At 64.0% G+C, this 24727-nt stretch carries 30 protein-coding genes and 2 pseudogenes; 17 read left to right on the top strand and 15 right to left on the bottom strand.

From position 1 onward, the window contains the following. The first annotated feature begins 286 nt into the window (after positions 1 to 286). Together ASD42_RS15910 and ASD42_RS15905 are read left to right on the top strand one after the other, a co-directional pair. On the top strand, positions 287 to 706 hold the full coding sequence (locus ASD42_RS15910; protein ID WP_056817422.1) for a hypothetical protein: 420 nt from the start codon (positions 287 to 289) through the stop codon (positions 704 to 706). 146 nt (positions 707 to 852) lie between these two features. Next, positions 853 to 1251, top strand: a complete 399-nt coding sequence (locus tag ASD42_RS15905) for a hypothetical protein (RefSeq protein WP_063893657.1) — start codon at positions 853 to 855, stop codon at positions 1249 to 1251. A gap of 110 nt (positions 1252 to 1361) precedes the next feature. Here ASD42_RS15905 and ASD42_RS33855 read toward each other — a convergent pair. After that, positions 1362 to 1694 (bottom strand): annotated as a pseudogene (locus ASD42_RS33855) (VOC family protein); the annotation flags it as partial. 324 nt (positions 1695 to 2018) lie between these two features. Between ASD42_RS33855 and ASD42_RS15900 the strand changes: the two are divergent. Both ASD42_RS15900 and ASD42_RS15895 read left to right on the top strand, forming a co-directional pair. Next, positions 2019 to 3401 carry a glutamate decarboxylase gene (locus ASD42_RS15900; RefSeq protein ID WP_056817418.1) on the top strand — a complete coding sequence of 461 codons (1383 nt, stop codon included), beginning with the start codon at positions 2019 to 2021 and terminating at the stop codon, positions 3399 to 3401. A 256-nt stretch (positions 3402 to 3657) separates the two neighbouring features. Beyond that, positions 3658 to 3831 (top strand): CsbD family protein, encoded by a 174-nt coding sequence (locus tag ASD42_RS15895; RefSeq protein ID WP_056817415.1) that lies wholly within the window; start codon positions 3658 to 3660, stop codon positions 3829 to 3831. A 267-nt stretch (positions 3832 to 4098) separates the two neighbouring features. Here the strand turns inward: ASD42_RS15895 and ASD42_RS35625 are convergent, their stop codons facing one another. Both ASD42_RS35625 and ASD42_RS35620 read right to left on the bottom strand, forming a co-directional pair. After that, positions 4099 to 4338, bottom strand: coding sequence for an MmyB family transcriptional regulator (locus ASD42_RS35625; RefSeq protein WP_268793526.1), 240 nt, complete (start codon positions 4336 to 4338; stop codon positions 4099 to 4101). Between the two features lie 40 nt (positions 4339 to 4378). Next, a pseudogene (locus ASD42_RS35620) lies at positions 4379 to 4612 on the bottom strand (MmyB family transcriptional regulator); the annotation flags it as partial. A gap of 139 nt (positions 4613 to 4751) precedes the next feature. On the opposite strand from ASD42_RS35620, the gene ASD42_RS15885 reads away from it, so the two are divergent. The 3 genes from ASD42_RS15885 (at position 4752) to ASD42_RS15875 (ending at position 6997) form a co-directional block, all read left to right on the top strand. Then, positions 4752 to 6182: a carotenoid oxygenase family protein gene (locus ASD42_RS15885; RefSeq protein ID WP_063893656.1), complete on the top strand. Its 1431-nt coding sequence runs from the start codon at positions 4752 to 4754 to the stop codon at positions 6180 to 6182. A gap of 303 nt (positions 6183 to 6485) precedes the next feature. Further along, entirely contained in the window at positions 6486 to 6746 is a 261-nt protein-coding gene (locus ASD42_RS15880) for a hypothetical protein (protein ID WP_056817410.1), read from the top strand. Positions 6747 to 6775: 29 nt separating this feature from the next. After that, entirely contained in the window at positions 6776 to 6997 is a 222-nt protein-coding gene (locus ASD42_RS15875) for a hypothetical protein (protein WP_063054963.1), read from the top strand. A gap of 118 nt (positions 6998 to 7115) precedes the next feature. Here the strand turns inward: ASD42_RS15875 and ASD42_RS15870 are convergent, their stop codons facing one another. Next, positions 7116 to 7424 (bottom strand): MerR family transcriptional regulator, encoded by a 309-nt coding sequence (locus ASD42_RS15870; RefSeq protein ID WP_056817405.1) that lies wholly within the window; start codon positions 7422 to 7424, stop codon positions 7116 to 7118. 154 nt (positions 7425 to 7578) lie between these two features. Here ASD42_RS15870 and ASD42_RS15865 point away from each other — a divergent pair, with 154 nt between their 5' ends. From ASD42_RS15865 to ASD42_RS15840, 6 genes are all read left to right on the top strand, one after another. Then, positions 7579 to 8004, top strand: a complete 426-nt coding sequence (locus tag ASD42_RS15865; protein ID WP_084787175.1) for an Hsp20/alpha crystallin family protein — start codon at positions 7579 to 7581, stop codon at positions 8002 to 8004. A 153-nt stretch (positions 8005 to 8157) separates the two neighbouring features. After that, complete coding sequence (locus ASD42_RS15860; RefSeq protein WP_156677484.1) at positions 8158 to 8358, top strand: hypothetical protein; 201 nt, start codon at positions 8158 to 8160, stop codon at positions 8356 to 8358. Further along, a complete protein-coding gene (locus tag ASD42_RS35855; protein ID WP_082843703.1) occupies positions 8333 to 8704 on the top strand; it encodes a cold-shock protein in 372 nt (123 codons plus the stop codon). Before ASD42_RS15860 ends, ASD42_RS35855 begins: the two co-directional genes overlap by 26 nt. Before the next feature lie 271 nt (positions 8705 to 8975). Next, positions 8976 to 9383 (top strand): VOC family protein, encoded by a 408-nt coding sequence (locus ASD42_RS15850; RefSeq protein ID WP_235569597.1) that lies wholly within the window; start codon positions 8976 to 8978, stop codon positions 9381 to 9383. A 9-nt stretch (positions 9384 to 9392) separates the two neighbouring features. After that, the gene (locus ASD42_RS15845) at positions 9393 to 9764 is read left to right on the top strand and encodes a hypothetical protein (RefSeq protein WP_200950467.1); all 372 of its coding nucleotides are present in this window, start codon (positions 9393 to 9395) and stop codon (positions 9762 to 9764) included. A 178-nt stretch (positions 9765 to 9942) separates the two neighbouring features. Continuing rightward, positions 9943 to 10185, top strand: a complete 243-nt coding sequence (locus tag ASD42_RS15840) for a hypothetical protein (protein ID WP_156677483.1) — start codon at positions 9943 to 9945, stop codon at positions 10183 to 10185. A gap of 160 nt (positions 10186 to 10345) precedes the next feature. On the opposite strand, the gene ASD42_RS15835 is transcribed toward ASD42_RS15840, so the two are convergent. The 4 genes from ASD42_RS15835 to ASD42_RS15820 all read right to left on the bottom strand — a co-directional run bounded on the left by ASD42_RS15835 (position 10346) and on the right by ASD42_RS15820 (position 12821). Further along, positions 10346 to 10852 (bottom strand): pyridoxamine 5'-phosphate oxidase family protein, encoded by a 507-nt coding sequence (locus ASD42_RS15835; protein ID WP_056817699.1) that lies wholly within the window; start codon positions 10850 to 10852, stop codon positions 10346 to 10348. Positions 10853 to 11000: 148 nt separating this feature from the next. Continuing rightward, a complete protein-coding gene (locus ASD42_RS15830; RefSeq protein WP_056817393.1) occupies positions 11001 to 11351 on the bottom strand; it encodes a histone-like nucleoid-structuring protein Lsr2 in 351 nt (116 codons plus the stop codon). A 200-nt stretch (positions 11352 to 11551) separates the two neighbouring features. Next, positions 11552 to 11980 carry a pyridoxamine 5'-phosphate oxidase family protein gene (locus ASD42_RS15825; RefSeq protein ID WP_056817391.1) on the bottom strand — a complete coding sequence of 143 codons (429 nt, stop codon included), beginning with the start codon at positions 11978 to 11980 and terminating at the stop codon, positions 11552 to 11554. 184 nt (positions 11981 to 12164) lie between these two features. Next, a complete protein-coding gene (locus ASD42_RS15820; RefSeq protein ID WP_200950466.1) occupies positions 12165 to 12821 on the bottom strand; it encodes a hypothetical protein in 657 nt (218 codons plus the stop codon). 18 nt (positions 12822 to 12839) lie between these two features. Between ASD42_RS15820 and ASD42_RS15815 the strand changes: the two genes are divergently transcribed. Further along, a complete protein-coding gene (locus tag ASD42_RS15815; RefSeq protein ID WP_056817388.1) occupies positions 12840 to 13031 on the top strand; it encodes a hypothetical protein in 192 nt (63 codons plus the stop codon). 135 nt (positions 13032 to 13166) lie between these two features. On the opposite strand, the gene ASD42_RS15810 is transcribed toward ASD42_RS15815, so the two are convergent. From ASD42_RS15810 to ASD42_RS15800, 3 genes are read right to left on the bottom strand one after another with little or no spacing between them, the layout of a single operon-like run. Beyond that, the gene (locus tag ASD42_RS15810; protein WP_056817384.1) at positions 13167 to 13988 is read right to left on the bottom strand and encodes a YceI family protein; all 822 of its coding nucleotides are present in this window, start codon (positions 13986 to 13988) and stop codon (positions 13167 to 13169) included. After that, on the bottom strand, positions 13988 to 16531 hold the full coding sequence (locus ASD42_RS35710) for an MFS transporter (protein ID WP_084787166.1): 2544 nt from the start codon (positions 16529 to 16531) through the stop codon (positions 13988 to 13990). Before ASD42_RS35710 ends, ASD42_RS15810 begins: the two co-directional genes overlap by 1 nt. A gap of 37 nt (positions 16532 to 16568) precedes the next feature. Then, complete coding sequence (locus ASD42_RS15800; protein ID WP_056817381.1) at positions 16569 to 17066, bottom strand: MarR family winged helix-turn-helix transcriptional regulator; 498 nt, start codon at positions 17064 to 17066, stop codon at positions 16569 to 16571. Between the two features lie 410 nt (positions 17067 to 17476). Between ASD42_RS15800 and ASD42_RS15795 the strand changes: the two genes are divergently transcribed. Next, complete coding sequence (locus ASD42_RS15795; RefSeq protein ID WP_056817378.1) at positions 17477 to 18715, top strand: PucR family transcriptional regulator; 1239 nt, start codon at positions 17477 to 17479, stop codon at positions 18713 to 18715. A 235-nt stretch (positions 18716 to 18950) separates the two neighbouring features. Here the strand turns inward: ASD42_RS15795 and ASD42_RS15790 are convergent, their stop codons facing one another. The 3 genes from ASD42_RS15790 to ASD42_RS15780 all read right to left on the bottom strand — a co-directional run bounded on the left by ASD42_RS15790 (position 18951) and on the right by ASD42_RS15780 (position 22089). Continuing rightward, a complete protein-coding gene (locus ASD42_RS15790) occupies positions 18951 to 19961 on the bottom strand; it encodes a PucR family transcriptional regulator (RefSeq protein ID WP_162256209.1) in 1011 nt (336 codons plus the stop codon). Positions 19962 to 20076: 115 nt separating this feature from the next. Continuing rightward, positions 20077 to 21267 carry an esterase/lipase family protein gene (locus ASD42_RS15785; protein WP_056817373.1) on the bottom strand — a complete coding sequence of 397 codons (1191 nt, stop codon included), beginning with the start codon at positions 21265 to 21267 and terminating at the stop codon, positions 20077 to 20079. A 390-nt stretch (positions 21268 to 21657) separates the two neighbouring features. Next, positions 21658 to 22089, bottom strand: a complete 432-nt coding sequence (locus tag ASD42_RS15780; protein WP_056817370.1) for an SRPBCC domain-containing protein — start codon at positions 22087 to 22089, stop codon at positions 21658 to 21660. Positions 22090 to 22841: 752 nt separating this feature from the next. Between ASD42_RS15780 and ASD42_RS15775 the strand changes: the two genes are divergently transcribed. Both ASD42_RS15775 and ASD42_RS15770 read left to right on the top strand, forming a co-directional pair. Beyond that, positions 22842 to 23672: an SAM-dependent methyltransferase gene (locus ASD42_RS15775; RefSeq protein WP_235569595.1), complete on the top strand. Its 831-nt coding sequence runs from the start codon at positions 22842 to 22844 to the stop codon at positions 23670 to 23672. Between the two features lie 268 nt (positions 23673 to 23940). Continuing rightward, positions 23941 to 24186, top strand: coding sequence for a hypothetical protein (locus tag ASD42_RS15770; RefSeq protein ID WP_056817366.1), 246 nt, complete (start codon positions 23941 to 23943; stop codon positions 24184 to 24186). Positions 24187 to 24522: 336 nt separating this feature from the next. Here ASD42_RS15770 and ASD42_RS35290 read toward each other — a convergent pair. Further along, the coding region (locus ASD42_RS35290; protein ID WP_235569593.1) for a hypothetical protein at positions 24523 to 24727 on the bottom strand (205 nt) is incomplete at its 5' end.

The raw sequence follows: 24727 nt of genomic DNA, 5'->3' as shown, positions 1-24727 counted from the left end.
GAGTGCCGACTGGTCACGGCCACCATGGGCTACCCGCTGGTAGCTTGTTGTGGCGTGTGTCGCAATCTGTCAAAGCCCGTCGCGTCGGTGCGGAGCCCGGCGGACATGCGCCTACCTGTGCTGCCTGGTCAGGAGTTGCTTTGTTCGGTGAAGGTAATCTGAATTTCGTCCAGATCCCGGACGGTCATGCCGGAGCAGGTCTGTCGGGTGCGCGCCGGTGAGTGCACCGATTCCTCGCTATTCGATCTCATCCCAACACGGGCCCTTCCTCTCGCCACAGGAGTTGGTGGCCGCGATCCATGGGCGTACCGACTGTGATCTGCCGTTGGCGCGATGGGCTCGCACTCTCGGATCGTTGTATCGGGACTGGCTGGCCGAGCCCACTGCTGTTCGCGTCGGCCAACAGATCGTCGAGGTCGTGCACGACATCGACGTCTGGATCACCGCCCGGCTTCCGCGTCCGCGCCCAGGTGTTCCGCGCGGCATCGATTCGGTGGGCGGGGTGATCGGTCGTGTCGCCGAGGCCGCTGCCTGCGCTCACTGGGCGCTACACAACACCCAGGACACCAATCAACGGCACCGAGCGTGGAACCATCTCGCCGAAATGCGCGAAGGCTACGAAGATATGGTGCGATTGATCCTCGATGGATCTATCCATCTACCCGAGTCCTGGCCCAGCATCAGTTGGTCGGCCCCGACGATGTAGCACTGGCCTGAGGCGCCTCGCCCCTTCACATCAACATTTCGGGATGAGATGTCGGATGGAAGCGGTTAGGTGCTCATCGTTTGTCTTTCCAATCGGGGGTATTCCGATTGAGTAAGGACAGCACGGGGGATGCGAGGAGTAGCGGAATGAGCACCGCCAGTGTAGTCGTGACTATCGTCGTCGCAGTCGTAGTCGTCATTGTGCTTGCTGCCGTCATTGTGGCTTTGATGCGCAGTCGGCGTGAACACCGGCGGGTCGACGCGGCGGAAATCCGCGATCGGGCGGCGGAACAAGAATTCGAAGTCGGACAGCGGGAAGCGCGGGCGGAGGAGATCGCCGCGCGAAGCCGTGCGGCACAGGCCGAAGCCGACGCCAAAGCTGCTCATGCCGACCAGCTCGCCCAGCAGGCGCAGGCGCACCACAGCGACGCCGCGGAATCGCGCGCCGACCTGGACAAAGAATGGGAGCGCGCGGACAGGATCGACCCCGATAGCAAGCCGAGTCATGCGAAAGAAGATCCAGAACGGCCGACGCACAGCACCTGAACGGCCTCGGTGGTAAGTGGCACGCACCGTCAATGGGAATGCGGCCTGGGGATTTGAATGCCTGCGGCACGGAGCTCGCTCTCGGAAACCGCGGCCGTTTGCCCGATCGCTCAGTTATCGGCTGCCGTGATTCCCCACACGAGGCAGAACGTATGACCTGCGGGGTCGCGGAATACCCGGAAGTTGTCTTCGCCGACAGCGTCGGTCACACGAGTAGCGCCGAGACTCAGCACATTTCGCTGCGCCGACTGGATGTCGTCGACCTCGATGTCGAGGTGGAATTGTTGCGATCCCCGTGGGTCCGGGAATTGCGGCGGCTCGTATTCGGGTGCGAGCTGGAATGCGAGACGCCGCCCGTGCGAATCGGTCAGGACCGCCCATGTCTCGTCGGTGTCCTCGACGGTGCCGCCGAGCAGTTCCCGGTAGAAGCGCGCCAGTCCGGCTGGATGCCTGCAGGCGCTCGGCGATCAACTGCGGTTTCTGTCCGAGATCCTCGCACCCGAGCCCACGCCCGATCACGAACGGCCGTTACCCGCAATCGGTTGATACTCGCGACCTGACGAATGTCGGCCGGGAGTAGCTCCGTGGTGAGCCACCCACGCTATTTCATCCGAATCGGGTGAAGCAGCCGGGACTCGCCGACGGCATCATTCGAAGCACATCCGGCGCCTGGGTGTTGTCGCCGTCTTGGAAGGAGCCGAGGTTCGCGTCGGCGTTCTGACTCATGTCCGAGCCGCCATCGCCGGTCTCTAACCGAAGGGATCTCCATGTCGCGCAAACGCACGCACGCTCCGCAGATCGCCCCGGCCTATACCGGGCGGCTGTCGATGAATCCGGTACCCGCGCTGCGAATGCCCGCGGACAGTATGGATCCCGATGTCGCCTATCGATTCATCCACGACGAACTGATGCTCGACGGGAGCAGCCGACTGAACCTGGCTACTTTCGTGTCGACGTGGATGGATCCCCAGGCCGAGAAGCTGATGGCTGAGACGTTCGACAAGAACATGATCGACAAGGACGAATACCCCGCGACCGCCGCGATCGAACAGCGGTGTGTGTGCATGGTCGCCGACCTGTTCCACGCCGAGGGTCTGCGCGACGACGACCCGTCCAGCGCCACGGGTGTGTCGACAATCGGATCCAGCGAGGCGGTGATGCTGGCCGGGCTGGCTATGAAGTGGCTGTGGCGCGAGAAGGTCGGCGACGGGTGGAAGGGCCGCACACCCAACATGGTGATGGGTTCTAACGTCCAGGTGGTGTGGGAGAAGTTCTGCCGCTACTTCGACGTCGAGCCGAGGTATCTGCCGATGGAGAAGGACCGCTACGTCATCACGCCCGAGCAGGTGCTGGAGAACGTCGACGAGGACACCATCGGCGTCGTGGCCATATTGGGCACGACATTCACCGGCGAACTCGAACCGATCAGCGAGATCTGCGCGGCACTCGACCAGCTCGCCGCCGGCGGGGGACCGGACATCCCGGTGCACGTCGACGCGGCCAGCGGCGGCTTCGTGGTGCCCTTCGTGCATCCCGAGCTGGAGTGGGACTTCCGGTTGCCGCGCGTGGTGTCGATCAATGTCAGTGGTCACAAATACGGGCTGACCTATCCCGGCATCGGGTTCGTGGTGTGGCGCAGCCCCGAGTACCTGCCAGACGACCTGGTCTTCCGGGTCAACTATCTGGGTGGCGACATGCCGACCTTCACACTAAATTTCTCCCGGCCCGGCAATCAGGTCATCGGCCAGTACTACAACTTCCTGAGGCTCGGCCGCGCCGGCTACGGCCAGGTCATGCATTCCCTCTCACAGACCGCGCGATGGCTCGGCGACCAGTTGCGCAAGGGCGAGCACTTCGAGGTGATCACCGACGGCTCGGCGATCCCGGTGATCAGCTTCCGGCTGTCCGGCAACCCCGGCTACACCGAGTTCGACGTCTCGGAAGCGTTGCGCGCCTACGGTTGGCAGGTGCCCGCATACACCATGCCGGACAACGCCACCGATATCGCCGTATTACGCATCGTGGTGCGGGAAGGGTTCTCCGCGGACATGGCCAGGGCGTTGAGCGATGACATGACCACCGCGCTCGGACACCTCGACGCGCTCAAGCCCAACGGATACTTCGACCGGCTGCGTCCGTTCGCGCATTAGCACGCACCACGCGAATTCACGCCAGAGGTGACCGAAGTCCACTCGACTAACGCTGGCGGCCACGTGTCATTGGGATCCGCTCCGAGCGATTTCAACTCGAACTTCACGCCTGAGTCCCAGCTCAGAGACCGGACCGAGGTTACCGGTGGCACCGGTGAGTGCTTGCGGCTGTTTGTCTCGGCTCAGGCCGGTTATCCGTTACGTGACTGGCCCGACAGAAGCAGGGCGGTCGGACCCGACTGGAAGGGGTTAGACAATGAGCACAGCTGACAAGGCCAAGAACAAGGCTGAAGAACTCGCCGGTCAGGCGAAGGAGAAGTTCGGCAGCGCGGTCGACGACAAGCACCTCGAGAACGAGGGCAAGAGCGACCAGGTCAAGTCCAATCTCAAGGCCGCGGGTGAGAAGGTCAAGGATGCTTTCCGCAGCTGACCGATAGTTCTGTCGCTGCCATCGAGCGGGTGCGCGCCCTACTGGGTGCCGCCCGCTCGTTCGTGTCCGCATACCACCCGACGAACGGCGCACCCTTGTCGCTACGCGCGCCGCAGTCCTGCTGTCCCTGAACGCCATTCATGGAGCCATCAGCACGCCGTCGAGTCCAGGAAAGTCGTGATGGTGAGGATCGCGATCGCGACTTCGGGTGTGTACCGCGCCAACCGCGCGAATGGCGAGTTGTCTTGCAGTGCAGGGACTTCCAGGTCAGTGCTCGTCGTTTCGAGGTGGAGTCGTCGTCGGCCCGGTCGGTGGTGGCGGCCAGGCTCGCGAGTAGTTTGAGTCCGTCCGCGGCGGGGTACCGGCGGGTGCGGTGTAGACGAGCACTGTGAGGCCGGGGCGGGCGGGGAACTCCATCGCTTCGAATTCGAGATCGAGGCGGCCGACGGTGGGGTGGTGCAGGGACTTGTGGTCGGTGCGATGGAAGCGCACATTGTGCGCGCCCATCGGGTACGGAATTCCTCACTGCGGGTAAACAATTCGTCGATCAATTCGATGAGGTGCTTGTCGTGGGGTTGTGGCCCGCCTCGGAGCGGAGCATGGCGGCGATGTCGTCGGCGGCGCGTTCCCAATCGACGAAGAAGTCCTGGGAGGCGGGGTCGACGTGGACGAAGCGGGCGGTGTTGGCTGGTCGACGGTCATCGGCGAGCAGTGGTGCGTAGAGCGCTCGTGCCAAGGCGTTGGCGGCGAACATGTCGTGGCGTGCGTTGCCTACCCGGGCCGGGGCGTGTGCCGACCGTGTTCAGCGATGTTGGGCCGACCCCAGACCGCGTCGCTCCATTGACGCCGATGATGGATGCTGAGAGAATAAATGTATCAAGCTCTCATTCACTCAATCTGAGACGCGGTGGAGGAAGCCGATGGCGCCAACTACTGATACCCCCATTTCCTTGAATCGTGCGTTCGAAGCCGCGGTGGAGTGTCCCGACGAAGTCGTGCTGAACGTCGCGGGGAACATGCCGGATGGCTTGCGCGGCACGCTGTATCGCAATGGCCCGAGTAGGTGGGAGGCCGGGGGGTTCTGGGCCGGGCACGCCTTCGACGGCGACGGGTTGGTTTCGAAGTTCGTCATCGACGGCGGCGAGGTGCGGTTCCGGTCGCGGTACGTGCGGACGCCGAAATTCATTGCAGAGGAACGTGATCGAGGCGCGAGGGTGCGAGGCTTGTACACGCAGGCATCCGGCATCTTGGCGAATGCGGGACGGCCGCCCGCCGACAGTGCCAACACCCACGCGGTGGTGCACGCGCAGCGCCTGTTGGCACTCAGTGATGTGGGAAGGCCCTGGGAGATCGATCTGGATGATCTGCGCACTGTGGGGCGGTGCGACTTCGGCGGGAAACTGCCCCGCTCGTCTCGGTTCTCGGCGCACCCGAAGATCGATCCGGCAACGGGGGAAATGTTCAACTTCGGTCTGGATGTGACAGTCGGCCGCCGAACTCCGGCCGGCCTGCGTTGTTTTCGGGTAGACCCATCGGGTCGGCTGCATCGCATCGGCACCATCGGTCTCGATCACGTTGTCGTGCAGCATGACTTCGCAATCACCGAACGTTACCTGGTATTCGCCTTGGCGCCGCTGGTCGTCGACCCGGTGCGGGCCGGACTGGCGGTGCTCGGACGGGGAACCTATGGCGATGCAGCGGACTATCGGCCGGAGAAGGGGATGCAGATCGTGCTCGTGCCGCGTGATGGCGGCCGTCACCGGATCGTTGAGTGCGACCCATTTCTTTACGTGCACGTCGACAACGCGTACGACGACGGTGGCGATGTCGTCCTCGACGTCGTGTGTCACGACTCGCTCGCATTCTTGACCAGCGGGTTGAAGTCCTTCCGCGACGGGCTGCCACCCGTCGGACGTCCGGCCCGCGTGCGGATCACCAAGTCGGGGCACGTCGAGCGCACGATCATCGGTGAGTTCGAGTCGGTGGAGTTTCCCATGCATGATGAACGACGTACCGGGCGACCACATCGGTTCAGCTACTTCGCTGCCTACCATCCTGAAACTTCCGGCGCCATCGTGAAATTCGACCATCGGACGGGTCGTGAACGTCGTCACGTCTTCCTCGAGGGCGAGTTCCCCGGCGAACCGATATTTGTTCCCCGGTCGAAAACTGCCGCAGAGGACGACGGATGGATTCTGGCTATAACTTATCTAGCCGCCGAACATTGCACCGCGCTGGTTGTCCTGGATGCCACCGACATCGAACGCGAGCCATTGGCGATCGCACGTATGACCGGCCATGTATTTCCTGGTTTCCACGGTAGTTTCACCGACGACGTCGCAGGCCGATAGTCGACTCGCCGCACTGGCACCGGCCGAACCCGGGCTCGTGGTCGATGGGGAGATCGTAGTCGAACACGCAGACAGGTCCTTACCGCCGCGTCGGTGGAGTCGGTCAGGCCATCGCCCGCCGAGTCGGCGCAGGGGCAAGAAGATGATCCTGGCCTACCCCTGCTCGGGCGGCCTTGATGCTCGGAGCCGGTATCGCCGCCGCCTGGATCGGCAGCTGCGAGATCGCTGCCCTCAGCCCGATCGCAGACGCGGGCGCGGGGTCGCACGAACCGCACCCGCCGGGTCGCGCTGGAGCTGATCACCTTGACGGAGTTCGTCTTCGGAAAGGTCCCAGCTCTGTGCGCGGGCGCGGCCGGGCACCTCGCGGCGCTCATTCTCGCCGCCGCGCCCGAGCGGGTGCGCCCCGCAGTCACATTCCTGACCCTCTTCATCGGCGTCGCGGCGGGCACACTTTCCGTGCAGGGCATCGAGAACCGGTACGGCGCTGAGGGCGGTGACGGGCAACTGATGGCCGCCGTGAACTATCTGGTGGCCGCCATGCCGAGTTCGCCTCGATGCACCTGATCGGGGCAACGGTCGAGCAATCGCGACGAATGTTGATCGGTGAAGCCGTCGCAGCCATCACTGTCAGCGCCGTCGCGGGCAGCCTCGGCGCTGTCGCCGGCGCCGTACCTTTCGCGATCGCCAAGACCGGCGACCCACTCGCAGCGCTGGCACCGCTGCCGTATTCGCTCGCCATCGCTGTCGGTACGGGCATCACTCTCGGCGTGACCGCGCAGGCGGGCCGCCGCGTAATCCGCACAGCCGCTGCATGACCGGAGGCCGCTGCGGCGAAAGACTCGGCGACGACTCGGCTGCGTCGCCGGCACCGAGCAGTTCGGAACGGCGAGGTGGCAGGGCTGAACGCCGCAGCCTGGCTGATGTGTACGCGGGCTAGGTCGACTTGGCGCGTAGTCGATCGCGTTCCGCGCGTAGGCGAGCGACGGTGTCTTCGAGCTCGAGTATGCGAGCCACCGCTGTCAGATTGACCCCGTCGCCGGTAAGGGTGGTGATGCGGTGCAGGCGCGTCAGGTCCTCGCCGCTGTAGCGGCGGGTGCCGCCGGCGCTACGCGCGGGCGTGACCAGTCCGTGCTGCTCGTACAGGCGCAGGGTCTGGACCCCGATGCCGGCCAGCTCCGCGGCAACGGAGATCGCATACACCGCCTGTGCTGGTGACGGCCCTGAGTTGTGCGGGGAGACCATCGGCGTCCTCTCGATTACTACGATTCTCTCCTAGATTACTTGTTTCCAGTACTTGCACTCATCTAGGTAGAGTGCTAGAAAATATCTATGTCAGATGACAGAGGTTATCTGAACATCGTACTAGTGAGAATGGAGTGAGTTGGAGGTGGCGACCATGTTGATGCGCACCGATCCTTTCCGTGATCTGGACCGGTGGACCCAGCAGATGTTCGGCACAGCGGCACAGCCGGCGGCGATGCCGATGGATGCTTGGCGCGACGGCGATGAGTTCGTGGTCGAGTTCGATCTGCCCGGAATCGACCCGGAATCGCTGGATTTGGACGTCGAACGCAATGTGGTGACGGTGCGCGCGTCGCGGCCCGGTCTCGACGCGAATCGGTCGATGATCGCCGCGGAGCGCCCGCGTGGGGTGTTCAGCCGTCAGTTGTTCCTCGGCGAGAGCCTCGACACCGACCAGATCCGCGCCGACTACCGCAACGGTGTGCTGCGCCTGTCGATCCCGGTCGCGGAGAAGGCCAAACCCCGCAAGATCGAGATCGCCCGCGATCACGACCGCGAACCTCAGGTGATCAACGCCTGAGTCCATGGGAGAGGTCGGCGATGTGGTGCGTTTCGAACGATCTCCGAAACCCTTGCGAATGAGCTGAATTCGACTCCCTGCAGTCCGGTGGCCGGGCCTGCGGACCCGGCCACCGCCTCCATCCCGTCCGCGAGCCGATTCGAGGAGGACCCGATGACCGTCTTACCGAGTGGTTCCGAGGCCGATCGCGTCGAACAGGAGACCTTCGTCTCGGATTCGGACCGCGAATCAGGCCCCGACGTCGCCGCCGTGCACGCCCAGGAGCCTGGGCGCCGCGCCGATCCGACCGACTGTATCGACCAAGCCTGGAGCGTCCCCGATGCCGACGATGACCTGTCCTGTCTTGCCTGCTGAACACTGCACGCATCTGGACCCGCACCAGCACGAGGCAGCGGAATGCCGATACTGGCAGCCCGGTCGCGTGAGCTGGTTCGACGCGGCGAAAGGGTTCGGGTTCTTGAGCTCCGACCGGGGCGGACCGGCGGTGTTCTGTGACTACACCGCCATCGCTACCCCGGGCTACAAGCACCTGCACGCCGGACAGCGCGTGATCTTCACCGTGACCGACACCGGTCGTGGGCCCGAAGCCGGCCGAGTACTGACCTATGACGAGTCCGGCACTGACACCGCGATCGCCTCATCCCGACCTGGGGGTTGGGTGCGATCGCTGCTGCGGGCTCGCGCAACCCGCAGCCACTGAGCGCACGCAGTTCGACCTATTGCGAGGAACAGCAATGCCTACCGACTACGCCACTGACAGACAAGAACCGGCCACGCAGACCGAGACCACCGTCGTCCGGTGGCCCGAACCCAGCCCTCTCGACACGTGGTGGACCGAGATCATGGATGGTGTTTCACCACTGGACGAATCGCGATCTCGTCGCTGAACGCCACGACCACGGCCTTTCGTGCGCGGCCACGGGGGCCGGGCCGCTGGGTCTTTCCTTGACGGTGTGCGGTGGCCGACTACGGTGAGCGTCATCACCGTTGCCGATCTCGCGTTCTTCGTCAGCCTGGGTCTGCAGGCCGATCAGAAGATGGCTGTCGAAGGTGAGTTCCTGGACACCGTGATCGGCATGAGCGGTGCCGCCACCGAGATCGTCATGCTGCGCTTGCCCGGCGGCGGGACAACGCTGGAGCTGTCGAGTTTCACACGCCCAGATCACCTTCCGGGTTCGCCGGTCGCACCGGCCAACGAACTGGGGCTGCGCAACGTCGCCTTCGAAGTAACCGACCTCCAGGCCGCGGTCGAGCACGCGGCAGCCGGCGGCTACGGCCTGGTGGGCGGTATCGGCGAATACGAGGGCGCGTGGCGGATGGCCTACGTGCGCGGACCCGAAGGGATCATCGTCTCGCTGGCCGAGCGCATCCAGGACTGAGGAGACATCATGGGCTCGACGGTGACCGACGAGCAGATCCGGACGTTGGCCGCGACCGCGAAACCTTACAGCGTGGTGTTGCTGCACTGGGGGCCCAAGCGGTCGATGGACGGAGCGGACGCCATCGAATTCGAACATCAGCGCCGCGTGGTGTCGCTGCGCGCCGAGGGGGTGATCGCTGTCCTGTGCCCGGTCGTCTCCGACACCGTGGCCGGTGTCGCGATCATGACTGTGTCGGCCGAGCAAGCGGCGGAGATCATGGCCGCAGACCCTGCGTTCGCGCCGAAATGCTGCGCTGCGAGGTACACCCATGCCATGGCTTCCCCGGCGACACCCTCCCCGCATGTGCGATCCGGGCCCTGCCGATCGGAGCAGGGATGACCGTTCCCGACGCAGCGAAGTCCGAAGGGTGACCAGGAGCGGAGGTCGAGTACCCCGCGTCGGCAGATCATCCGCGCCCGCGGTCCCTGAAAAGAGAAGCGCCGCAGTGTGATTGAATGATCGGTTCGCTCGACGCGTGTACATCGTGCGGACTGCTACTGACGGGAGGATTCCGCCGGTGCATCGTTTCTCGAGAGGACAACTCGAGCGCGACGAGGTCGTCACGCTGACCGAGCCCATGGAGGGTGACCGGTGGTGCCGCAACGTCGACGCGCTGTTCCCTAAAAAGTCGTTCGTCTGGTCGGCGATAAGTCACACCGACGCCCATTACGTGTTCGCCGCGATCTATGTGAACGGCAAACTGGTTGCCCGCGACGAGGACCGCTCGACCTACGGCTACGGGTCCGCGCAAGCAATGTGACCGGAAGTCCACGGAGTCGCTGAGCTGTCGGTACACCGGCTCCCATGGTGTCGGTGTACCGCTCGGGTCGACCATCGGCTCGTTGTAGGCCCGCACGGTGGCATCGTCGAGGGAGCCGGGACGACCCGTCGGTCGCCTCGGCCGACCCGATGAACACCGATCAGGGTTGCACGCCAGCTGTACTGCCGCCGAGCGGCATGGCGGGCAGACCGAGTTTGCGATGGTCCCAGGAGCGGATCCGCGTCGGCTCGACCCGAACGACGATGCGTTTGTGCATCATGGACTCGACCAGGGGACGAGCCTGCTCGGTGTAGGGACCGACGTAGCGGCGGAAGACGTCGATTCCGGCGTTCCAGTACTCCTCATCCTCGGGATCCTCGATCAGGTGCGCTGTTCCTTCGATCGAAACGCCGCGCAGCTGGTCGTAGGTGTCGCCCGCCTCGGCCATGCAGGTCAGGGTCGGGTTGCGGCGCAGGTTGGTCGCCTTCTGCGACTTCGCCTTGGTCTCGAAGTAGATCTTGCCGTCGATGTGCCCGAACCACATCGCTGTCAGGTGCGGTTTCCCCTCGGCATCGAGGGTGGCCAAGGTGAGCACCCTGCTGCGGTCGAGGAACTGCGCGATCTCCTCCGCGCTCATCTGCACCGTAGCCCGTTGTTTGACTCCCACGTCCACCTCCCGCTCGATCTTTCAGCCGACCTTATCGAGCAACCGCGCTCGGCGATCCCGAACGCGATCATTCGCTGGTCAGCGCGGCTGTGGGCCGATCACCGGGCGCATGCCGAATCGTGCCGTAAGCGAGGAATAGGAACCAATTCTATGCCGACGCTGCGTCATACGCGGCGATGACGTCTGCGGCGATCCGTCCGCGGGTAGAGACGGTGTGACCGTTTTCGCTGGCCCACGAGCGAATGGCGGTGAGATCGCTGCGTGGGGTGGTTGCACTCGCGGATTTCTTTCCGGCGAGACGACCGGCGGAAGTCTTGGCGCGGCCGATTCGACGGGCGTAGGGGAGCCACTGGTCGAACGTTTCGCGCAGCTTGGTGGCGTTCGTATCGGACAGGTCGATCTCGTAGGTGAGTCCGTCCAATGCGAACGTAACAGTCTCGTCGGCGTCGGAAGTGCCGTCGAAGTCGTCGATAAGGCTGACAACGACTTTGCGAGCCATGGGAATCCTTTTCATTCGAGTGCGGAAGGTTTCACACGGATGCTAGTAGCTGGAGGCCGGTCGAGCGCGTCCAGTGCCAGCGCACTGGCAGCGGTTGGGCCGTTCCGCGCGGATTCGGCTACGGATTCACTGCACTGACGCCACAGAGGATCTCGCGACGTTGGCGCAATGATCCTCGGTCGAGGTATCTGACAGAGCCGTCATATCGAGAATCGACTCACGGTTTCGGGCTCGATGGTGATGAGCAACCATTTGTCGGCCAGCATCTTGTTGAGTTCGTCGGCTCGACTCTCGTCGTCGAGGTCCCAGTAGCGAGCCGCCAGGCGGGCGAGCAGCTCGTGGGCTCCGTCGGGTGAGATGGTGGTGTGGCCGGCGACGGAAACCCAGCGCTCGCGTTCACCTACGGGGGCAGCGACGACGATGGAGGAGCGGGGGTCGCGCCGCAATCGCGAGACCTTCACCGAGTCCGGGTCGGTGAACAGTTGGATTGTGCCCTCGGTGGTGACCTCGAACCACACCGGCCGGGGTTGGGGCGGTGTCGGTCCGTCGGCTACGGACAGAAACCCGTACAGGGGGCGTTCGAGAAACTCGATATCCTTGGCGGTCAACGAATGTGGTGCGGTGCCCATCGTGATCCTTCCGAAGAGTGAGGGGTGTTGTTGCCCAGTCAACGCAGCCGGATCGGGCAATTCCATAGGTGAGAAGCCGGATTTGATGTGTATTCGTCTGACCATCGCCGACGAACCGACCCGGCAGGGGAGGTACAGCGGTCCGAGTAGCAGGACGGTGTCGAAGCTGCGGAAGTCGCCGAGGTCAGTGGTCGGGAATGTGTACCGTGATTTCCCCGCCGAGGTGATACCCCTCGGCCAATCGCAGATTGTCCCCACTCCAAAATCTGCCCGGGTCATACCAATTCGGACGTCTGTTCGGCAACAAGCCCATGGCCTCATACGTCATGGCGACGATCTCCGCGCAGTAGGCGTTCTCCAGACCGGCCTGATCGGATTGGCGCTCTTTCGACCGCTTCGGTACCGGCACCCGGCCCAGCAACCAGCGCCCCGCGAGCGCGCCGGTGGAGGGGAAGGGCATGCCGTCCAGCCTGGCCACCACCCGCAGCGCTGCATCCTCCATCTCGCTGGTCACCGGCCGATCCAACTGACGCAGCCATGCCTGTTGCCCGTATTCCTGGCTCCATCGGATGACCGCGGCCCGCAAATCGTGTAGCTGTGCTCCGCGATGATGGCTACCCGACCAGATATCCGGCAGTGCCCGACCGAGTTCGGCATGCCATATCAGCGCCGGTAGGTCATCGATGACCACTGCCATGCCGACGTGGTTCACCGGGCTGTTGGTCAACCCCCGGATCGCGCGATCGGCGCGAGAATGCCCGCGAAACAGCCAAAGATCCCCCGTTCGTGTTAGCTCTACCGCTTCATCCAAGCCGATACTTATCGGCGTTTCGTCTGGCACAGCGACTAGCCTAGGCGCATGCGCTGGTGGAAGATATTGGGTCTGGCCGGGACCGCGGGTGTCGCGGCGACCGGGGTGGTCATCGTCCGGGCCGAACGCAAACGTCGCGCGTACACCCCGGACCAGGTCCGCGAACGGCTGCACGCGCGCCTCGGCGATCAATCCAACCGACCCAACCCCACCACGCCAGTCGACGACGGCAAGTCCTGATCGAAGATCGTCGTGGGCCTCCCTCTATTCGAGGGAGTCGACACGACCTGCCATCGGCAGAAACGCGTGTTCGTCGGAGCCAGCGGTCCAACGATGCCGTCTACTCGAGCGGTGGGGCCCAGTGTGGGCGAGCCGCTAGATCGCGGGTATCTGCTCGCCTTGTACGACTTCGATGTCGAGTTCGATCTTGACGGTGGTGCCGACCGCGGCCACTCCCGCGCGCACAACCGCGTTGTAATCGATGGCGAAGTCATTGCGGTGCAACAGCGTTTCGGCGTGGAACGCGGCGCGTACACCACCCCATGGATCTGGCCCGAACCCACCGAAGGCCACCTCGAGATCGACCGAGCGGCGCTGCCCGTGCATAACCAGCTCACCGGGCATCACCCAGGTGTCACCCCCGGTACGACGAAACCCGTGAGCGGTGAAAGTGATCATCGGATACCTGTCGACGTCCAAGAACTCCGGCGAGCGCAGGTGATTGTCACGCATCGAGATACCGGTATCGATACCCGCTGCCTTGATCTCCGCGTGCCCGGTGGACCGCTCGAACGACTCGGCGATATCGAGTCGCCCACTCACGTCGGCGAATCGGGCTTTGATACTCGCGATTCCCAGATGACGCGCGGTGGCGATCACCGTCGAATGTGCCGGATCGATCGTCCATGGCCCCGGCGGGGGCAACGCCACTGCCCCTATCGCCGGCACCAACACCACCTCACCGAGCGTGCCCGTCCCCGTAGAAGAGATCTGCGCGATCCGCGCCACCGGCTCGAAACCGACAGCGGTGAGCACCGCGGTATGAATACCCGCGGGCAGCAGGCTGGTGCTCACCGCTCCGGTTTCGTCGACAACCGCACGGGCGATCTGGCGGCCTGTCATATTCGTCACCGTCAACACCGCGTCCGGCACCGGCCACCCTTCCGCGGTGCGAACACGACCGGTCAACCCGCTCATCAACGATCCCCGAGCTCGTGACCGAGCCGCACGTCGTAGGCGGCCTCGCCACCGGTCACGGTGACCTGCCCGGTCACCGGCGGATAACCACGAGCGACCACGGTGTATTGCCCCTCGACAAGATCGGTCACGACGTAGCGACCGTTCTCATCGGTGCGCACCGATGCGGCCACCTCACCCGCAGAGTCGAGCACCGTGACCAGCACGTCCGGCACCGCCCGATCGCCGTCGGCCCGCGCCGATCCGGCGAGCACCGCCATCGCGGTCAACTCGATGTCATGACGCAAGACGCCACTGTCGGGCATCGTCAATGTGATCGCGCTGGGACGCATGTGTTCAGCGGCCGCGACCAAGGTGTAGACACCCGACACCACACCGTGGCACAGGTAGGCGCCGTCGCCGCCCGTGACCGCGGCCCCGACCACCTCACCCCGCATATCGGTCACTGTGACGGTCGCACCCGACAACGGCGACCCTTGGACCGCGGTACGGACGACACCCGACAACTCACCGGAACCCACCAGGGTCAGATCCATCGGCTGGGTCCGCTGACCCACCGACACATTGACCGCGGTCGGCTGGTGCCCCATCGCCGACACGATCAACACATGGGCACCCGACTCCGGCGCACTGATCGCATAGCCACCATCAGCGGCACTGCTCGCTCGCGCGACCTGACGCCCACGCTGATCGATCAACGTCAACACCGCGCCCGGCAACGGATGACCATCCTCGCGGCGTACGTGACCGTCCACCGCTCCACCGCCGATGCCCGACCCGGACAACTCGCGGGTGGACGGAGCGGACTGCGCCGACGCGTCGACCTGGTACGCCCGATGACCGTTCTGATCTACCGGTGCACGTCCGGCCGAGGCAGGCACCAGCTCCGACTCGGACAGCACTCGCTCAGCGCCTTCCCAGACCCGGTCTTCTTCCCACCTCGAGTCCGCGAGTACGGCCAATTCGGCATCCAGCGCCGCCATTGCGTCGGCGTCGGTCGGATTGTCCTGCGACGCGGACTCTTTCGCGGTCGGGTCGAGGGCCGGATCGATATCGATCGTGCTACGCAACGGACGGTTCGGAAGCCACGCGGTCGCAAGGAGGGCGACGACCGCCGCCCCCGCGGCGATGAGGAAGATCCGACCGGTCGCATCGCCGTAGGCGGCGCGCACGATCGTCGCGATCGGTGCGGGTAGTCCGTGGAGGTTCAGATTGCTGCCGCCGGAGGAACTGGTTGTCACACCGATCTTCGCGAAACCTTCTGTCGACAGCTCGCTCACACGGGTAGCCAGGACCGACCCCAGTACGGAGACGCCGATCGCGCCACCGAACGTGCGGAAGAACGCGACGCTGCTCGATGCCGCGCCGATATTGTGCACGCTCACGGTGTTCTGCACGGCCAGCACCAGGTTCTGCATCATCATGCCGACACCGAGCCCGACAACGGCGATGTAGGTGCCGACCAGCCACAGGTTGGTGGCGTGATCGATCGTCGAGAGCAGCCCGAACCCGACCACCAACAGCGCACCGCCGGTGACGACGAACGCCTTCCATTTCCCGAACCGAGTGATCAGCTGTCCCGAACCGGTCGACGCGACGAGCATGCCCGCGACCATCGGGATGGTCAGCACTCCGGCCACCGTCGGTGAGTATCCGCGAGAGGTCTGGAAGTACTGGCCGAGGAAGGTGGTCGCTCCGAACATGCCGATTCCGACGGCGATCGAGGCGATGATCGCCAGACCGGTGGTGCGCTCGGTGACGATCGACAGCGGGATGATCGGCGACTTGGCTCGGGATTCGACCAGCAGGGTCGCGAGCAGCAGCACTACGCCCACGCCGACATACAGGGCCGATTCGCGGGAGAACCACGCGTAGTAATCGGCCTTTCCCGCGAACGACACCCAGATGAGCAGCACCGACACACCGGCCGTCATCAGGGCGGCGCCGAGCCAGTCGATCGACACCCCGTCCTTGCGTTCGGTCGGCAGCCGCAGGGTCCGCTGCAGCAGCACCAGGGCGATCACGGCCAGGGGCACACAGACGAAGAAGCACCAGCGCCAGCCGAGCGGACTGTCGACGATGACGCCGCCGAGGATGGGTCCACCCGACATCGACACCGCCATCACCGCACCCATGTAGCCGGAATAGCGTCCGCGTTCACGCGGCGAGACGATGGAACCGATGATCGCGACCACGAGCGCGGTCAATCCGCCCATGCCGATGCCCTGGATGACTCGTGCCGCCAACAGCATGGGCACATTGCCCGCCACGCCCGCGATCACCGAACCGATGACGAAGATGACGATGGCCGACTGGACCAACAGCTTCTTGTTGAACAGATCGGCGAACTTGCCCCAGATCGGGGTGGACGCGGCGTTGGCCAGCAATGCTGTGGTGATAACCCAGGCGTATGCGGTCTGCGACCCTGCCAGGTCGCCGATGATCGTGGGCAGCGCGGTCGCCACGATCGTGGTGCTGAGCAGTGCTGTGAACAGCGCCGCCAGCAGCCCGGTCATGGCTTCCAGGATTTGACGATGGGTCATCGCGACCGGGGTCCGCCCCGTCCCCGCGTCGACTGAATTAGACATCCGCTTCCTGACTTCCTGTCGAATCCGGCCGACGCGCGCCCACCGCGCTGTGGGGCGCAACCGTGGCCAGTGAATTCCTGAGCTTGAGAACAACCGAGGTGGCCTGTTCTGCTTCGTCCTCGCTCCAATGGGCGAGAGCGGTCTGCAATCCCCGTGCCCGCGATATTCGGACGCGCCGCAGCAGATCGCTTCCTTCGTCGGTGATCTGGATGAGCGTGGCCCGGCCATCGTCGGGATCGGCGTGGCGGGCGATGTTGCCCGATCGCACCAGCTCGGCAACATGCCTGCTCAGTGTCGATGGGCTGATGCACAAGTCCACCGCGAGATCCACCTGCCGGCACGGACCTCTGGCCTCGAGCGAGCCCAGCACGCCGATGCCGCCGGGAAGCAGGTCACCTTCGTCCGGGTGGGAGAGGGCAGCGCGGATGGCCCGGCCTATGAAATAGAGCTCTCTGATCAGGCTCTGAGCCGTATCGGGTGACACTGCCATGGCTGCTCCCAGACGGACGAAATTTACTTGCAGAATGCAACTATACATTACATTACTTGCGCTAAGCAACGAGACGATCGGGGTAGTCCTTGCCCACTCGACCGGCCCGTTCGGGGCGAACCCGGTGTATGCGTTCGCCGCCACGGGCGGCGTAGTCCTCGCCGACACCTATGCGTTGAGCTCGGTCTTCTACCTCTGGCGATATAGCCGCGCCGATGCCAGCGCTTGGCCGACAGCCGTGAGCGCAGGCTGCATGGCAAGCCGAAACCGAATCTGTCGCAGCTGCTGCCCGGTCTTTACCTGCACTCGTGAACCGAGAAAGCGCACCTATGATTGTCTTAGCAACCAAGTTCTTCGCTGTATTCACCAGACTGTTCCCTGTCGTGCTGTGTGAAGACACAATCGGAGCCATGCTCGTGCAACAACCCGTCTCTGCCTCGCCCCCGCTGACAGCTCGATTGCTCAGTCGTTGGCCACAGATCGCCGAGCGGATGCTGGCCGAGGGCCTGGACGCCACCGCACCCGCCGAACTGCCCGACGGTCACTTCACCGCCGAGGTCTTGCCGACGATCTATGCCTGTGGCAGGGCTGTCCTCGAAGCTATCGGCGCCGACCGTGAGTTCACCCGTGCCGAGGTCACCGCGTTCGTGGCGCCGGTCGCCGAGCGCCATGCCGAGGACAGACTGCCGCTGTCGATGCTGATCAGCGCGATCCATCGATCAGCACAGGCCGTGCTCGCAGAAGCCGCGGCGGTCGCTGACCCCACGCAGATGGATGAGTTCGTCCAGGTGTTCAACCGACTGCTCGAATTGCTGCGACGCATCAATATGACCGTCGTCGAGACCTACACCGAGGTCGAACAGTCGATCTACCATGCCGAGCGGGAAGCCCGGCGCGAACTGTGCTCGGCGCTGGTACGCGGGCTGCCCGCCGAAGAACTCGCCGTGCGCGCGGACACCATCCTCGCTGACCGGTACACGGTGCTGGCGATCCATGTCAGCGAACCGGCGCGCACCGGCAGCGCGGTCAACCTGGTGACCCGGCGCCGGATTCGATTGCTGCAACGCGCACTCTACGAGCTCACCGGAGCCATCACTCCCGCGACTTTCGACGGCGCGAGCGGGATCGCGTTGGTGGGCAACAGCTCCGAGTCCGACATCATCGACGCCGAGCGGTTCGATGAGCTGGCCGTCCGGCTGTCGCAGCAGTTCGGAGTCACGGTGTATCTCGCGGAATTCTCTGGAGTAAGCCGCGACGGGATTCCGGCGGCGGCCAAGGATGCGGGCGAACTGACCGAGTTGGCGCGTCTCTGCGGTCAACCCGGGGGCTGCTACCGGCTCGATGATCTGTTGCTGGAGTACCAGCTCACCCGCCCGGGGCCGGCGCGAGAACGGCTGGCGCAGCGCGTGATTCCGCTACTGGCCAGCCCTCATCTGCTCGAGGCATTGGAGGCCCACCTACGACATGGGGCCGACCGCAAAACAGCCTCGCGCCGCATCCACGTCCATCCCAATACCTTCACCTACCGGCTGCGCCGCATCGCTGAACTCACCGGTCTCGACCCGGCCGAACCCACGGATTCGCGCATGCTGGCAGCGGCGCTCACCGTACACCGGCTCGGATCCTCTCAAAATCAACCCGAGTCCTAGGCTGCAATATTTGTGAGACCGGTGCCGTCGGCCAGTGATCCTGTGCGGTCGGCCGGTTCTCGCAGTGCAGGAGGGCGAATTGACTTCGACAGCTATGCCAAAAGAAGTGCGTCGAGATACTGTGCAGGCTTGCGTGACGGCCGGCGAAAAGCGATAGAACGTGTGCCGCGAGAAAGTCGATGCTTTTAAGTGAGGCATCCACAAGCTCTAGGTCAAGTCGCACTGAACCGGCTGCTCAGATAGGCGATGCTTCCTCCTCGTTATTCTCCAGGCCGAGATAATCGCGTACAGTCAGCGCTGCCCTCAACTTCCAGATGAGCCCCGGATCGTGGGAATCGAGGCGGGCGAGCCGGTAGATCCGCTTCAGTCGATAGTCGACAGTATTCTGATGGATGTGCATTTCCCGTGCGGTGAGTCGACGATTCAGACCATTGTTGATGTGCGCACGGAGGGTTGCGACCAGTTCCGGATCTTCTGCCACCGCGTCGAGGGCGGTTTCGAGGCGATCGCGACCGGGTCCGGGTCGAGTCAGCTGATACTCGATAGCGAGGTCGTCGAAATGGTAGAGGCCGGGCGGTCGATGGAGTCGGCGTACAACGTCGAGCAATTCGTGTCCGTCTTCGGTCGCGGATGGGATTCGGTCTCGATCTACCTCGATCGCCACAACAACCAGTGCTGTCTGCCTGACAAGATCACCGATTTCCTCGGTGTCGGGACAGCCTTGGATCAGGATTGTGCCCCCGAGGTCGCTGTGCAGTGCGGACATCGGTTGTCCCACACGGCCGACCAGCATCTCGAGGAAGCTGCCGGGTGAGACCGCGCCTCGGACAGAAGTATCAGCAGCCACCGCGAGAACGGTGTAATGGTCGGTGAGTGCAATGCCGCATTCTCGGGCAACGCTGATGGCGTGGCGTCCGCTGAGGAGCGCACGGGCGACGGCCTGGTGTCCGCTGCGTTGAGTCGCCGAGGATGCGACCTCGAGATATGCCCTGGAGACCGTCGCGTTCACCGTGTGCATTGCGTCCATGACGTGGTTGATGTTGTTGTGGCGCAAGAATTTCGTGGCGTGGTCGTCCAGATGAAGTCGGAACCCGGTATGGACGAGGTGTTGGACGGTTTCGATCGGTACCCCGGTGGCTGCCCAACGCGCAGCGGCGGGGTAAAGAGCCGCTCGCGAATCGAGCTTGCGCGCACCATCGGCATGTTCGAGGTACTCCACGACAACGGCTCGGATCTCCTCACGCAAGACATTGCCTTGGATACTGCGAGCAGGGATGGCGCTGAGGACCCCGTCGACGATGTGCTGCGTCGCCCGCGGTGAACTCGCGGGCGACTCGAGCTGTGTGGGACTCATCGCGGTCTCACAGTTTGCCGGTGCCACCGATCAACCACGGGTTGAACGTGCAGTCCAGCTTCGGGTGGTTGACGGAATCGAGGGCGTTGAGAGTGATCGATGCCGCGCGCGGCGAGTACATGATGGTGAGGTGGTCGGACAGGTCCTGTTCGCACCCTTCTTGCAGGGTGATGTTGCGAACGGTGGCGCCCACTCCAGCGTTGAGGAAGGTCAGGTCGTAGGGGTTGGTGACCTCGTCGTAGCGAGACCCGACTGCTGTGTAGTCGACCCCGGGAACCGTATCGCCCTGTGCATTGAGCGTGGCGTAGAACGGGGAGCCGATAACCTGTTGGATGTTGGAGATCCCGATGATCGGTTCGTAGAAGCCCAGGATGTCGATTCCGAGGTTGTTGATGGCGCGGCCGAGTGCAGCGATCCCCATAAGGGTCGTGCCGTGGTGGGTTGCCCCGAAGGTGACCAGCTTGCCGACTTTGTCGGCGCCGCCTTCGAATTTCAAATAGTGGTTCGCGACTGTGCCACCTTGCGAGTGGCCCACGATGTCGACCTGGTTCGCCCCGGTCGTCGTGCGAACACGCTCGATGAAGTCGGCGACCTGACGCGAGGAGTCCTCGATGGGGCCCACGCCGTAGCGACCGGGGAGAACGCCGGCAAGACCCCCGCCTTCGATGAGCCCGGAGCGTCCGAAGTTGAGAGCGAAGACGCAGAAGCCAGCGCGGGACAGCTGCGGTGACAGGGCGCTGAAGGTGTCGAAAGCGTTGAGCCAGCTGCCGTGCAGCAGCACTACTGGGCGCGGGTGGGCAGCGCTGGGCTTGCAATCCCACTTGTTGGCGCCGACCGGTGCGACATCAGGATTGGCGAGCCCGTAGGCGAACGCGGCCAAAGGGGCAGTCAATTCCGGACCTTCGCCTGTCGGGGCAGCCGCAGTGCTCTGCCCCCATGCGGTGCCGCTGCCCGACGAGCCACCGGAACCGCCACCTGTTCCACTGCCCGCGCCGCTCCCTGAGTCAACGATCGCTGTGGGTTGTCGGCCGTCAGCGGCAGGCATCAGGCCGGCAGTAACTGAATCGGCAAGTGCCTGCAGGTCCGAGGCGGCAGGCGCCGCACTCGCCGATATAGGCGCGAGTCCGGCGACCGATAGCCCGGCGACGATCGCAGTGGCTATGGCAGTCCGCCGAATTCGTTGCTTCGTTGCAAACATATGTGCAAGTCCCATCTGATCATCCACGAGCCCGCAGCTGCTGTGAGGCGAACCACAATCACTGGAGAATGTGATGCGCATCGCTGCATGGCGGTGGTTAGGAAAGTCTGAACCGGGCGGTCTGCTCAGTCACTCCACTGGGGGACGAAATCGTGCAACACATGTTGTCAGCAGCGCTAAACCAGCGTTTCACCATGCCGATCGATACCCACCCCGACTCCGACGGAGTCCGGAGGCCGCCCGGGCCGGACGCTGCTGGAGCTCGGGCACTGATCGACACAGCGTGTCCGCGCACCGAGGTCGGCCAATCAGTCCGGTGCGGATCGGATACTTACTGCATCGCACGAGCTGGGACAGTTCGCAGTTACAGCATCAAACTTCCTGGACGCGTCAGCAGGTGTGTTCGGCGGCCTTTTTGATACCGCTGACCTGGCTCTCCCACATGCCGCGAGCGTGTTCCACCTCGTCCGCGTCGGCATTGTTGTCCTGGCTCAGCAGCAGATGAGTCGTCGCGCCGTTCTCGGTCAGCTCGTAGGTGAGCGTGTGGTAATTCTCCGGCACGTCCGGCTGGCCGGAGAGCGAGCTGAAGTGGGTCATCTTCAGCAATCGGCCGGGCTCGAATTCAAGGATCTCACCCTTGTCCTCGTATTGCCGCCCCTTGAACTCGCCCCTCCAGACGATCGGGCCGCCCACCTCCCAGTCGGTAAGCACCTCGGCCCCGAACCAGAGCTCGCGGAGCTGCTCGGGATCGGTCATCACGGCCCACACGTGCGTCGAGGAGGTGCTGATATCGATCTCTGCGGTGGCAATGTATCCGGTCATTATTGCGACTCCCATAGTCGAGTGCCTTCACCGTATAAGGGCCGTGCACTGTGGTCTTGGACAAACACGTCATGCGGCCGAACGCACCGGCCGCCCGGCCATAATCGCCAAACCAGACGGCACCAAGTTCGGCAAAACCTGAGGTGGCGCAATCTGGCTCAACGCCGAGGACGCCAAGGCCGGCGACTACCTCGAGATCTTCATTTTCCTTTCGCAGCCAGGGCGAAATCGCGGTGCTCGAGGAATTCGCCAGGAGCGATCCGCTCAACGAGAGTCCAAGCGCGCCTTGCCGAGGACATCACCACCCTGGTCCACGGTGAGAAAACGGCGCACCCACGTGTGCAATGTCGGTCGGAAGTACGGCGTTCGAGCCACTCCCGCCGTGGAGGGCGATGTCGGAAAGCTGTCGTCATCAGCGAGTAGCGCGCAGCAGCGGTGAGGAATCGTCCGAACCGCGACCTCGGCGACAGCACCTGAGGAGGGGATTGGCGTCGATCGCGGCACTATCGTGCACTCGCCGTGACTGAGGTCAGCGTGCATGAGCACACCCCAAACGTCTCTTACGGTTGATCGTCGGGCGTCATGTCTGCAGCAAGATGGCAGCGGGGCCTGTGTTCTCCTCGCAGATCAACACCTCTGAAACCGCCACGCCCCGAGACGATTTCGCATGTGCCGCGCACCGAAGCCGCGCCGACACGCCGGAGTTCTCCTACGATGGACGGCGGCAGATACCAGCACGGGATGAGGGGTCGATGACGATGGGCGACAACGCGAATGTGATCGATCAGTCGAAGCCGAGCATTGCCCGGGTCTACGACTACCTTCTCGGCGGCAAGGACAACTACGAAGTGGACCGCGCGATCGGTGACCACTTCAAGGTTGATCTGCCCGGATCGGTGGCCATCGCGTTCACCAACCGCCAGGCTCTGATCCGCGCCGTGCGCACCATGGCCGAAGCCGGACTGACCCAGTTCCTCGATTTCGGCAGTGGCCTGCCCACCGCCGACAATGTGCATCAGATCGCGCAGGGGATCAATCCCGACGCACGGGTGGTCTACATCGACAACGACCCGATCGTGCTCGCGCACGGGCGTGCGCTGCTGGCGACCAACGACAACACCACCGTCATCCACGCCGACGTGCGTGATTACACCAGCATCCGGGCCAACCCCGAGGTGTCGCGGCTCATCGATTTCGACAAGCCGATCGCGATGATCTTCAGTGCGATCCTGCACCACCTCAACGATGACGAGGACCCGCAGGCGGTGGTCGCGTACTGGGCTGACCAGGTGCCAATCGGTAGCAGCGTGTTCATCTCCCACTTCCGCTCCGGTGACAATGCCGAGACCATCAAGGCCGAGGCGAAGTTGCAGGCGACATTCGGGCGTGGTCGCTGGCGCACCGACGACGAGATCACGGCCTTGTTCGGCGATCTCGCCGTGCGGGAACCCGGCGTGATCCCGGCAGCCCGCTGGAATCAGGACCCCGAAGTCGCTGATGGTTCGGCACCGATCGTTTCACCTGATCACGAGTTGTCCGTGTGGGAGGAACTCATCGTGGCGGCCATCGCCGACAAGCGCTGAGGCGGTTCGTCCGGCTTGCGGCCACGGCGAAATTCTGGCCTGACGGGCCCATCCAGCTGTGCGTGTGACCGGTTCGCCTGGGTCTCGCGCAGCCGTTAGCCTGCACACTGCCGTCGGACCATGACCGGGGACGGCCACATCATCGCACCGGGGGAATATCCATGTCGGCACCACAAGCATCGGGCTATTTCGCGTCTACCGCCAACGGCAGTTCCTGAAGTCCCCCGGCCCGTTCTGCCGCGATTGCGGACTCGCGACCTATCGCAGAATGACGGTCGAGAGCATGTGGATCGGCTGGTGGGGCTTCCTGTCAGCCGCGATCAATCCCGTTACCATGCTGATGAATCTCGGCTCCCGCTCGACGCTCACCAAACTGCCGCCGCCGATACCTGGCGGACCGCGCACCCCCATGCAGCCGGGCAATCCGCTGTTCCAACGTGTCGAATTTCTGCTGGCCGTCGCAGTCATCCTTGTGGGACCGATCATCCTGATTGCGCTGGCATCGCTGAGTTAGGACTACAACGACTCTCGGGTGAGTAGTGCTGGTAGATCGTGGCGTGGTGTTGGATTGTGCGGTGGCCGAGCCGAATTCATTGAAGGTGGGTCACCCGAAAACCTCACTGCGACAACGAGCATCGTTGATACGCGGTCCGCGCGGAACATCCGTTGGACCGACAAGTCATCGCCGCCCGTGACGCTGCGCCTGTTCGACACCGCCACCCGAAGCTCGCGGGAGTTCACCCCGCTGATTCCTGGCCAGGTCAGTGTCTATGGATGTCTACGAACGCGCCTTCGATGACGCCTATGCCACCCTCGGGGTGTTGCCACTTATCAGCGTGAGGTTCCCCCGCTAATCCGGAGAGCGGATTATCTGGTTCCAGCAGGAACCCGGTGATGATAGCTGGCTTCGTACTCGTCGGGTGATCGCCAACCGAGCTTCTTCTGGATGCGCTGGGTGTTGTACCAGCCGTAATGGCAACGGATGCCCATACCAGCCGAGGGCCTTGAGCCCGGTCATCGAGAGCGGCGCCTCGTGGTGGGTGTTGTGGCCGATT

Source organism: Nocardia sp. Root136, from assembly GCF_001427185.1.
In the GTDB taxonomy this organism is placed as follows: Bacteria; Actinomycetota; Actinomycetes; order Mycobacteriales; family Mycobacteriaceae; genus Nocardia; species Nocardia salmonicida.
This window is presented reverse-complemented; position numbering and strand designations above follow the sequence as displayed.